We start from the raw sequence: 11,035 nt of genomic DNA, 5'->3' as shown, positions 1-11,035 counted from the left end.
CATTGTCGAGATCCTACGGCGTGTTGACGCCAGGGTCAATGCCGATCTGGCGAACAGACGCCAGGGGTCCACGAGGCGATTCGCACTTCACCACGTGGCGTCACGGGCGGTCAGCCAGTGATGTGTCATGGTTGCCGGACGTCATTTGGGCCTGTGGTCGACCAGCCGTTTGGCTTTGGCTTCGAAGCGCGGCAGCGATCCTGCGGCGACGGGCGTCACTGCCACACGCATCGCCAACCGCTTTTGAAACCGCTCGGCAAGTTGCCGGCAGCCAGCTTCACTCAGTTCCGCTTCGACGGCGAGCGTGTCCATTTCGCCCTGCTTGGTCACGATCATTCGAAATTCGGCGGTCGGATCCACTTGCCGGACGATCGATTCGATACTACTGGGAAACACGTTGACCCCGCGGATGACCATCATGTCGTCGCTGCGGCCGAGGACGCCGCCGTCGAGAGACAAGAACTGGCAGGGGTGATCGTGTTGCTGGTAGCCCCGCACGATGTCGCCGGTTCGATAGCGGATGGCCGGGCCGCCGTATCGCCCCAACCCGGTCAGCACGAGTTCCGCCTCCTCACCTTCGCCGGCAGTGCGTCCGTTGGGATGTGCATCGTCGAAACAGAGTCGCTGGGCAATGAATTCGGTCTCGATGACGTGCAGTCCGGTGCCGTCGTGGCTTCCGAATCCCCAGGCACCGATTTCGCTCGCCCCGCTGTGGTCGATCACTGTTGCGTCCCAGCCTGCCTGGATCCGCGAGCGAATCGCCGGGGCGCTGCCGCCCGGTTCGCCGGCAACGATCAATCGTGAAACGGACGACTGCGTCAAATCGATGGACAGTTTTTCGGCGACGGCGATCAGATGCAACGCATAGGTCGGCGTGCAGCAGACGACCGTGCAACGTTGTTCGAGAATCATTTGAAGACGCGTTTCACTCGACATGCCGCCGCCGGGAATCACCAAGGCTCCGGCGCGGACCAATGCGTCGCTGGCGGTCCAAAACCCGATGAAGGGTCCGAACGAAAACGCCATCATCGCGACGTCGCTGTCGCGAATGTCGGCGGCATGCAAAACGTGTTGCCAGCAATCCAGCCACCACTGCCAATCCTGCTGTGTATCGAGCACCGGCATCGGGTGGCCGCTGGTACCACTGGTTTGATGAAACCGCGAATAGGACTCGCGAGGCAAGCAAAACACTCGACCGGGATCGCCAGGCGACGGTGCGACCAAGTCGGACTTGTTCAACAGCGGCAGCTCGGACAGTTGGTCAAGCGATCGCAGCGGGAGCTCGAGCGAGCCAAAGCGTTCGCGATAGAAAGGGTGCTCCATCGCGACGGCCAACAGCGCATTGAGCCGGCTGAGCTGAAGGGATTCGAGCTGTGCGCGACTGAGACGCCACTGAGCCGCAATGTCGTTTTCGTTCTCGATTTGTGTCATGACGCGGACAGTCTAGCAGTTTCAGTCGCCGAGTTTGGTGGTCCTGAGGTTGGCGTTGGAAAGACAGATCGATGCGGTATTCGTCAGAAGAAGGCGGGTCAAAAAATTTGTTGGTCAAAAAATGAAAGACGGAGCGTCGGAAGAACGCCGGGGACCGAGTTTTTCTTGCTCGATTTTTTGACCAACCCATTTTTTTGACCAACCCATTTTTTGACCCTTTCTGTCAGAACAACCCGGCATATCGGTTTCGCCGTCGGCCTGCAGTCGTGCAGAGAAGTTCAAGAGAGGGAAGCATGAAGGAGCCGTGAAGAAGTCATGAGAAAACCGTTTTGGCATTGTCGTTCCTGGTTCCAGGAAGCACCTTCACCGATTGATTGAACTCTGTCAAAACCTTTCGATATACCTTTCGATTTTCAAAGGCCGGATCCATGAATCCCCAACAGATGCGACGTTCCCTGTCGCGAGTTGGTTTCACCCTGATCGAACTGCTGGTCGTGATCGCCATCATCGGCCTGCTGGCGTCGATGGCGATGCCTGCGCTGAGCAAGGCTCGCGAGGCGGCCCGTTCGGCCGCCTGCCAATCTAATTTGCGTCAATTCGGGATCGGTCTGATTTCCCGCAGCACGCAAACGCCCAGCGGCGCGTTTTGCTCGGGGAGCTTTGACTTCAAACGCGACGGCGTGCCGACGGAGGTGGGCTGGGTTTCCGACTTGGTGACGCGGGGCATTCTGCCCGGTGAGATGCTGTGCCCGAGCAATTCGGCGCGGAGCAGCAAAGCCATCGAGGAGATGGTCGCGTTGCCGTTATCGAATTTCGTCGCCAACGCTTGTTTCCAGGATTCCGAGCGACTGGGCAGCGAGCCGTACACCGATTCGTCCGGCGTGGTGGTTTCCAACATTGCGAGGAAAATCGCGAACGAGGCGATTCCGCCCAAGACGCCCGAACGCACGGCGCTGGTCAAGAAAAAGATGATCGACGAGGGCTTCAACACCAACTATGCCGCGTCCTGGTTCATGTTGCGGACGGAATTCAATCTGGGCTCCGACGGCAACCTGGCGCGGGTCAATCCTGGTTGCCCCGACATGGACCCGCGTGGCAGGAACGTGACCGAAGGGCCGCTGGAAACGCAATACCTGGACGGCTCTCGGGCTCCCCTGTCGACGGTTCCCCTGCTCTGCGATGCCACGCCCTCGGGCTACCTGAGCGCATCGATCGGCGACCGGTTGCCGGCGGGAAGCCTGTACACCACGCCGATTGTGGGAGGCCCGATCGGCAGCACCTTGCAAATGGACCTAGACGGCGACGGCGTCCCGGAGACGCCGAATCCGAACTACCTGAAAACGCCCGTGTTCTCAGCGGGTGAACCCCGCGTCGGGACCGCCGGATGGTACAAGCAGTTGAACTTTTACACCCGCCAGGACTATCGCGGGATCATGCCGTTGCACAACGGCATCGCCAACTGCTTGATGGCCGACGGTTCGGTGCAAGGGTTGTACGATGCCAACGGCGACCAATACGTCAACAACGGTTTTGACGTGCCCAGCGGCGGCGGCCGCGTGATTTGGACCAGCAAAAAAACCGAGGCGGATAAGCTGACGATCGCCAGCTACCATTCGTTGAAATCGGATGGGCCGATCGAGTAGCTACTCGCCGGCCGGTCGGAGCGTTAGACTCTCGGGCATCCACTGGAACTGCACGCAGACAAACGCTTCATGAACCAACCACGGAAACAACGCTACGGATCACTGGACAGCTACGTGATCGACGCCGGCCAGGCTCATACGCCTGCGGCACTGGTCATCCTGTGCCACGGCTACGGCGCCCCGGGCAGCGACTTGGTCGGAATCGCCGGCGAGTGGGCCGAGGCGCTCGGGGAAACCGCCGAATTATTTCGCTTCGTTTTCCCGATCGCGCCGCACAGCCTGGACGAACTGGGACTGCCATCCGGACGCGCCTGGTGGATGTTGAACATGGCTCGCATGATGGACGCGATCCAAGCGCAGCAATTTGATGAGCTGCACCACGAAACCCCGCCGGGTTTGGAGGAGTCTCGTAGGGCCCTGTCGCAATTGGTCAACGCCGCCCGCGAGGAACTGGCCGATCAAAGGGGCTGTGATGTCGATGCGATCCGATTCGCACTGGGGGGATTTTCGCAAGGGGCCATGCTGGCGATGGACACGGCACTTCGCGGCCCGATTCCGGCCCCCGAATTGTTGATCCAATTCTCGGGGTCGGTGATCTGCCAGAGTGAATGGACCGAATCGCTGTCGCGTCTGCAGAAGACTCGTGTCTATCAGTCGCATGGAACCCAGGACCCGATCCTGCCGTTCCAGTCCGCCGAGCGACTTCGCGATCTGCTTATCGCGGCCGGCGTCGACCTCGAGTTCCACCCCTTCGTTGGGCCGCATACGATCGACGGAGAGGCGATTGCGTCGACCGCGATTGCCCTGCAACAATTGGTCGACCCTCCCCCGCACGGAAACACCACCCCATGAATCGTCTTGCAAGTCGCCGCCCGGAATCCGAGGAGTTTGACAGCGAGTATCACGGTCAATTGATTGCCCGTGTCGAAGGCGATTGTGCGATCAAAATCCTGCGACACCAACTGCATTGGATCTGCGACTTGGCCAGCAGCATCAGCACCGAACAGGTCGACCGGATCCACGCCCCTTACCAGTGGACGATCCGGCAGGTGTTTGAGCATTGTGCCAACGCGGAGCGAATGTTCGGCTATCGGATGATGTGTTTGGCCGACGGCAGCGGGCCCACGCTACCCAATTGGGACGAAAATGTTTCCGCCGCCAGCCGGTTCGGATTGGGCAATTTCTCTTGCCTGGCCGCCGAGTTGGGCGATCTGAGAAAAGCGAATCTGGCGCTACTGCAGCGACTTACCCCCCGCGCTTGGGATGGCTCGGGAACGGTCGCCGGCCACCGGGTGAGCGTACGTGCGGTCGCGTGGATCACCGCCGGACATCTGCTGCACCACTTTGAAATCGTCGAAAACCGCTGTGGGGTCACTGCGATCCGCGGCCCCGCCATGTTAGAGTGATGGATTCTATTTCCCACTCTCGCTAATCACAACGATGTTCGTCGACCGCGTCCAAATTGAACTTCACGCCGGAAAGGGCGGGGACGGATGCTCCAGCATGCGCCGCGAAAAGTACATTCCGCGCGGGGGCCCCGACGGTGGCAACGGCGGGCACGGCGCCAGCCTGATTCTGGAAGCCAGGTTGGGGGTCAATTCCCTGGCCGCGTTTGCCAATCGAAAGTTCATTCGGGCGGGCAACGGACGGCAAGGCCAGGGGGCGATGTGCCATGGGCGAAAGGCCGAGGACCAGACGCTGTACGTTCCGCCGGGGACCCTAGTGATCGACGCCGAGCAGGGGTTTGTGATCAAAGACCTGAAACACCACGGAGATTCATTCGTCGTCGCGCGCGGCGGCAAGGGCGGCAAGGGGAACGCCCATTTCAAAAGCAGCACCAATCAGGCGCCGCGAGAATTTCAGCGTGGCGAGGAAGGTGAAGTCCGCAGCGTCATCTTGGAACTGCGCTCGATCGCCGATGTGGGGCTGATCGGCAAACCGAATGCGGGGAAAAGCACGCTGCTGAGCCGGATCACGAGTGCCCGCCCAGAAATTGCCGACTATCCCTTCACCACCAAACATCCCAACTTGGGCATCGTCGAACTCGATGAAGCACGCTCGTTTGTCTTGGCCGACATCCCGGGGTTGATCGAAGGAGCCAGCGACGGCCTGGGTTTGGGACATGAGTTCCTCAAGCACATCGAACGCGCCGGTTTGCTGGTCCATCTGGTCGAACCCGAACCGTCCGACCAGTCGGATCCGCTGGACAACTATCGAGCCATCCGCAGCGAGTTATTGCAGTACGACCAGGCACTTGCCGATCGCGACGAAATTTTGGTCGTCACCAAGAGTGAGATGCCGCAGGCGGCCGAGGTCGCCGAGCGGCTGCGCGAAGAAACCGACCGGCCCGTGCTGTTGATCAGCGCCATGACCGGAGCCGGCTTAAACGAGTTTACCGAAGCGGTGATGACGCGGGTCCAACAGCGTCGCAAGGCACAGTTGGAAGCCGGCGAGGACGTTCCGGTGTTGCGGGAGTCCCAGCTGGCGACCGAAAAACGAAAGGTACCGCCGCACCGGCGGGGTGCGACCGCACAGCTTTCCAATGAGCATCAAGCCAAAGACTTTGATACCGTCGTCGACACCTCGGATGAGGATGCGCCGTGACGCCGGCTGAGACGATTGCTGCGATCGATGTCGGCAACTCGGCGATCAAGGTCGCGTTGGCCGACACGTCCGAGCTGCTCGCCGGCGCGGTAAATTCCAGTGCCCCCGACGCCGCGTTGCGCTACCAGACGTTTCCATTGGACCAGCCGCAGTGGGACAAACAGGTCTGTCGCTGGGTGCAGCAACAGACCGGCCAGTCACAGGTTTCGTGGCGGGTTTCGACAGTCAATCATGCCGCCAGCCGTCCGTTGCACGATGCGGTCTGCGACGTTTGGGAATCCGCACCGCGGACCGCCGGCGGTCCGCGGCAAGTGGATTGGCGTCACCTGTCCGCACGCGATGTCCCACTTCAAATCCGAGTCGACGCGCCGGAGAAAGTCGGAATCGATCGTCTGCTGAGTGCCTATGCCGCATCCAACCGCTTCGACCCGCCGCTGGTCGTCGTCGACGCCGGTTCGGCCGTGACGGTCGACTGCGTCTGCCCATCTCCCGACGCTCCGCCGGTGTTTGCCGGTGGGGCGATTCTGCCGGGGATTCGGCTTCAACATGCCGCCCTGGTGACAGGGACCGAAGGACTCCAGCAAGCGACGCAGGAAACCGTCCCCGACGGGGATGGGGCGATGGCTCCGGCGACCAACACCCGGCTAGCGATTCGATTGGGCGTGCTCGCGGCCGTCGTCGGAGGCGTCGAACGACTGGCTCGGGAGTACGCCGGACTATCCCCATCCTGCCATGCACGCGAAAACGGTGATGCCGACGGTGCGTTTCGGATCGTGCTCAGCGGCGGGGACGCGGTAGCGATCTCGCCCTACATGCGAGCCCGACACGAACTCGTTCCTCATTTAGTCTGTCTGGGGATTTTGGATCTGGCAATTCGACAATGCCAGTTTGCCCCGAGCGGGCTAGAATGATCTGACGATACGCCCGACCCCCGCTTGCTCTCGAAGAAATGTCCGCATCGAAACTTTCCGACCTGCTGCCGATTCGCACGTCGGCCGGCAAACCCAACGCCTACCAAGTGTTCGGTTTGAAAAGCGGAGAATCGGACGCGGAGAAGATCACCGCGGCGATGCAACGCGTCTACGAGGGATTGAAGGAATCGAAGCCGACCGCCGATCCGCTGGTCTGGAAACAGGCGGCAAAACTCGCCGAAGCGGCGCGAAAACAGTTGCAAGATCCACAGAAACGTCGGGCACTCGACGTCAGTCTGGGCGTGGCGGTCGACGCGGCACGCGAATCCGCCCCAAGCTCTGCCTCCGCCACTGCGGCCGAGCCGGACGATCCCTTGGCGTCGCTGTTGCCCAGTTCCAAGCCGCTGCCCACCTCCGCTGCCGGATCTCCGACCGACACGGCGCCTGCCACTCGCGCCGCCGCGGTGCTGGGGGTGCCGCCGGGCTTGGCGAAACCGGGCTTGGCGACTCCGGGAACCGATCGCAGCGGCAACGCGCCCACGGCCGCCGCGCCGGCGCTGGGCACACCACCGCTGGGAACACCGGCAGCGGCCACGAATCACGCGGCCGATCAAGCGGACAGTGAAAACGCGCCGGTCCAGTGGGTGCCGCCGAAACCGAAAAAGAAACGTCGCCGCAAGAAGACCGGACTGTTTCTGTTCGGCATGTTTGTGTTGGTGATGTTGGGGGCGATCATCGGCCTGCTGCAATTCCTAACCCAGGGCGGGCAGATCGCGTTGCGTCCGGACGGTCTGCCCGCAGACCAAGGTGTCGTCGTCGCCGAGCCGAGGCCCGAGTCGGATCGACCGCGTCCCGCCGCGGGCAACCGCGATGGCGTGCTCGGCGAAGTGGCGGCCAGCGGGATCGCAAGTTCGCTGCGCAATCCCGACGGCGCCCCGCCGGCGGATCCCGGCAGCGGGCCGCGCAACGTCGATCCGCCAACCAGTCCAGCGCCAACGAATCCGGCGCCGACCGGCCCGACACCAGCGAGCATGATGCCGCCGGTCGGGATGTCGATTCCCGAGACGTCGATGCCCCCCGAACCGCCGGCGACCGGCTCGACGCCGTCAACTCCGTCTCCAACTCCGACCCCAAATCCCACGCCCGCCATGACGGCGGAGAGCGTCGCCGCCAATCAGGCCAAGATCGAAGCGGTCCAACAGCTGATTCGATCGGCCAATTGGGATCAGATGAAACCCGCCGCCGACGCATTGATGAAACTTGATCTCAATGCGGAGCAATCCAAGCGTGCCGGCACACTCTATGACATCGCCGATCTGGCCACCTTCTATCGCGGCGCGATCGGTCGTGGGTTGGCAACGCTCAACACGGGAAGCACCTTTGACTATGTCGAGGGTCTGCCGGTCATCGTCGTCGAAGTCTCGCCCGAAATGTTGGCGATACAGTTCAATAAGAGAACGCGATCCTTCACCGTCGACGACATGCCGCCACGGCTGACGGAAAAGATCACGTCTCTTGCGCTTTCCCCCGAACGTCCCGACGCGATCGCCGGTCAAGCGTTGTATCGTCTGATTCACCCCAAGTGGCGCGTCGAGTATCGTGACGACACGTTTGCACAGCTCGCGGCGATCGACGGCCAACTCGAACAAGTTGACACGGCGATGCTGCAACAAGTCGCCAAAGAACTCTTTTCCGAATAGATGTCACATTCGATCGAAGCTCCGCCTCCCGATGGTACGATCGCTTCGGCCATCGCGACGCTGGAGAAATTGATTTCCTTTCCTTCGGTCAGCGCAACAAGCAACGTCGACATCAACGACTGGTGCGCGGCCACACTCGCTCAGATGGGATTCACGCTCTGGCGCAGCGGTTACCGCGATGGTCGCGGCGTGCGCAAGGCAAACTTGGTCGCGGTCCGCAACCCTGCCGGGACGGAGCAGCACGAGCCGTCTGCCGATCGCAGCGCCGCGGCGTCGTCACATCAGGGACTCGCGTATTTTTGTCACACCGACGTCGTGCCGGCCAAGAAGTGGGTGGGCGCCCCGGCTCCATCGTATCGTTGCGCCGACGAGGCCGCGGCGGGGCCGTTTGCCGCGGTGGTGACCGAGGATCGCGTCTATGGCCGCGGTGCGTGCGACATGAAGGGTTCGTTGGCGGCGATGCTGTCGGCGGTGGCTCGCGTGGATGTCCGTCAACAAACCGCACCGATCTGGATTGTATGCACCGCCGACGAAGAAGTCGGATTTAGCGGTGCCAAACATTTGGTCGATCACTGCGACGGATATCGCGAACTGGTCCGTGCCGATCCCGTCTCGGTGATCGGAGAGCCGACGGAGATGAATGTGGTTTACGCGCACAAGGGGATCCAGGGGTTCACCGTCCACAGTCGAGGCCGTGCCGGTCACAGTGCGACCAATTTTGGAATCAACGCGAACGAGGCGATGGTGCCGATGCTGGTCAAGCTGTTGGAGCTTTGCCAGCGGACACGTGACGACGCGGGCTTGCAAGACGATCGTTTCGACCCGCCGGTGCTGTCTTGGAACTTCGGCGTCAGCGATCACAGCAACGTCGTCAACATCACACCCGAACGCAGTGACGCCTGGGTCAGCTTTCGCACGATGCCGGAGGTGGATGCAGCGGAGTTGGTGGCCGAAGCGGAGGCGACCGCGCGTCGGCTCGGCCTGACCCTGACGCCGATCGCCGGATGCGACCCGCTCTGGACCGATCCCGACAGCGAGATCGTGTCTCAATTTCAATCGATCGCCGGCACGCAATCACAGACCGTTTGCTACGCGACCGACGGCGGCGTGCTGGGAGAATTGTCGCGGCGAATCGTGATCGGGCCGGGCAGCATCGCCCAAGCACACACCGTCGACGAATGGATCGCCATCGATCAACTGAGCCGCGGCATCGACTGCTACGAAAAAGCCCTCCGGCACTGGTGCACCCCCGTGGCCCAAGCAGTGGCGTAAGCTTCCAGCTTGCGACCCCAAGTGGCGTAAGCTTCCAGCTTGCGACCCCCAACGACGTTTCGTCGCGCGTCATGCGTCGCATGACGCGCGTCACGCGAAGCGTGACCGGGAGTGGCAAGCAAGATGCTTACCCCACCCGCATGACGCGCGTCACGCGAAGCGTGACCGGGGGTGGCAAGCAAGATGCTTACCCCACGGTCCCCTGATCCAACTCGATCGCGGCGTCTGCGATCAGGGTGGGGATCCCGCCACGGACGGGATACAGACGCGCACCATCTGCGGTGGTAAGGCCTTGGTCCAGTGCACTTTCGACCAGTTGGTCGGAGGCATCGCGGACCAATCCCTGGGCAATTTTTTCGTTCAACTCGACGATCACCGCTGCGGGCGAAATCTGCAACGTTTGCCCCGAAATCGGGCACTGAACCAGCTGGAGAAGTTTTTCATCGAGCATCTTTTTTTGTTCCGACGTGGGTATTGTTTCGAGTTGGCACGGTTCTGTACCGATTTTGGAAGGGTGGCGATCGAGTGGCACGGAAGCCTTTCAGTCGCCGGCCCTTTCTCATCAGATTGAACCATTCACGCCGAGCATGGATTTGTCTTGGGCGGGGAGGAACGAGCATGAACGTCCGGAAAACGGAATTGTTACGCAAGACAGCAGCCACGTTGTTCGTCGCAGCCGGCTCGATGGCCATTTCCGGCGGGGCTGGTGCACAGGCCCCCTCCGGGGATTTGCACAAGGACCCGGTGACCGGCGATATCTATCGTACCGTGACGCAACGGATCACGCGTCCGGTGGTCGAGGACCGTATCGAACGCCAGGAAACCGTCGTGCATCGTCCGGAAACCGTCACGGAAATCCGACCGGAAGTCCGCACCAGCTACTCCCCCGTCACTCAGATGAAATGGATGCCCTACGTGGAAGGACGCTGGAACCCGTTCCGGCAGCCCACGGTCGCCTATCGTCAAGTCCCCGAAACCCGCTGGGAAGCCCGCAGCGAGGTCGTCAACCGCGCGACCACTCAAACCCGTTGGGTCGCTGAAACACGGACCGTTGAAGTGCCCAAACGGACCGTTCGCTACGAAACCACCGAACAAAAGGGGCTGGAACTCGTCGCCCGTGCGATGCCGCAACCGAGCATCGGATCCAACGTCGCCCCGGAAGTCGCCGCACGGCTGCGACCGATTTCGACGACAACCGACGGGACCTATGCCACCCAGCCCGTCACGGCAATCGCGTCCAACACCGTCGGTCGATCGACCAGCGAACCGCCGATGCGCAGCTCCATGCAATCCGGCATGCGAACCAACGTGCTGCAACCGGTCAACGGTCTCGGTGCGCCGGTCCCGACCAACGCAGGGACGGTGATCGCGACGGTGCCTTCGTTCTCGGTCTACCGATAGACGCCATGGCACTTTCGTTGGCTCTGAAGGTGTTAGCGGAACGGCGCGAGCGCCCTGTCGGTTTTGTGAGCCG

The 11,035-nt window shown here is 61.8% G+C and carries 11 protein-coding genes; 8 read left to right on the top strand and 3 right to left on the bottom strand.

From position 1 onward, the window contains the following. Window positions 1-141: 141 nt before the first annotated feature. The gene (locus NZK35_RS17160) at window positions 142-1,431 is read right to left on the bottom strand and encodes a phenylacetate--CoA ligase family protein (protein ID WP_259633762.1); all 1,290 of its coding nucleotides are present in this window, start codon (window positions 1,429-1,431) and stop codon (window positions 142-144) included. 114 nt (window positions 1,432-1,545) lie between these two features. Beyond that, window positions 1,546-1,767, bottom strand: coding sequence for a hypothetical protein (locus tag NZK35_RS17155; RefSeq protein ID WP_259633761.1), 222 nt, complete (start codon window positions 1,765-1,767; stop codon window positions 1,546-1,548). 92 nt (window positions 1,768-1,859) lie between these two features. Between NZK35_RS17155 and NZK35_RS17150 the strand changes: the two genes are divergently transcribed. From NZK35_RS17150 to NZK35_RS17120, 7 genes are all read left to right on the top strand, one after another. Then, window positions 1,860-3,074: a DUF1559 domain-containing protein gene (locus NZK35_RS17150; RefSeq protein WP_259633760.1), complete on the top strand. Its 1,215-nt coding sequence runs from the start codon at window positions 1,860-1,862 to the stop codon at window positions 3,072-3,074. Between the two features lie 69 nt (window positions 3,075-3,143). Next, on the top strand, window positions 3,144-3,926 hold the full coding sequence (locus NZK35_RS17145) for an alpha/beta hydrolase (RefSeq protein ID WP_259633759.1): 783 nt from the start codon (window positions 3,144-3,146) through the stop codon (window positions 3,924-3,926). After that, window positions 3,923-4,480, top strand: coding sequence for a DinB family protein (locus NZK35_RS17140; RefSeq protein ID WP_259633758.1), 558 nt, complete (start codon window positions 3,923-3,925; stop codon window positions 4,478-4,480). The genes NZK35_RS17145 and NZK35_RS17140 overlap by 4 nt, the downstream gene beginning before the upstream one ends. A 34-nt stretch (window positions 4,481-4,514) precedes the next feature. Then, window positions 4,515-5,678, top strand: a complete 1,164-nt coding sequence (gene obgE / locus NZK35_RS17135) for a GTPase ObgE (protein ID WP_259633757.1) — start codon at window positions 4,515-4,517, stop codon at window positions 5,676-5,678. Next, window positions 5,675-6,589: a type III pantothenate kinase gene (locus tag NZK35_RS17130; RefSeq protein ID WP_259633756.1), complete on the top strand. Its 915-nt coding sequence runs from the start codon at window positions 5,675-5,677 to the stop codon at window positions 6,587-6,589. The genes obgE and NZK35_RS17130 overlap by 4 nt, the downstream gene beginning before the upstream one ends. A 38-nt stretch (window positions 6,590-6,627) precedes the next feature. Next, the gene (locus tag NZK35_RS17125) at window positions 6,628-8,289 is read left to right on the top strand and encodes a hypothetical protein (RefSeq protein WP_259633755.1); all 1,662 of its coding nucleotides are present in this window, start codon (window positions 6,628-6,630) and stop codon (window positions 8,287-8,289) included. After that, window positions 8,290-9,561, top strand: coding sequence for a M20 family metallopeptidase (locus NZK35_RS17120; RefSeq protein ID WP_259633754.1), 1,272 nt, complete (start codon window positions 8,290-8,292; stop codon window positions 9,559-9,561). It abuts the gene before it with no gap. Window positions 9,562-9,748: 187 nt separating this feature from the next. Here NZK35_RS17120 and NZK35_RS17115 read toward each other — a convergent pair whose 3' ends face one another. Then, window positions 9,749-10,012, bottom strand: a complete 264-nt coding sequence (locus tag NZK35_RS17115) for a Trm112 family protein (RefSeq protein WP_259633753.1) — start codon at window positions 10,010-10,012, stop codon at window positions 9,749-9,751. Window positions 10,013-10,179: 167 nt separating this feature from the next. Between NZK35_RS17115 and NZK35_RS17110 the strand changes: the two genes are divergently transcribed. Continuing rightward, window positions 10,180-10,962 carry a hypothetical protein gene (locus NZK35_RS17110; RefSeq protein ID WP_259633752.1) on the top strand — a complete coding sequence of 261 codons (783 nt, stop codon included), beginning with the start codon at window positions 10,180-10,182 and terminating at the stop codon, window positions 10,960-10,962. Window positions 10,963-11,035 lie beyond the last annotated feature (73 nt).

Origin of the sequence: Stieleria sedimenti (assembly GCF_025060895.1) — a bacterium.
In the GTDB taxonomy this organism is placed as follows: Bacteria; Planctomycetota; Planctomycetia; order Pirellulales; family Pirellulaceae; genus Stieleria; species Stieleria sedimenti.
The sequence above is the reverse complement of the archived record's forward strand: the minus strand, read 5'-3'. Positions and strand labels throughout refer to the sequence as shown.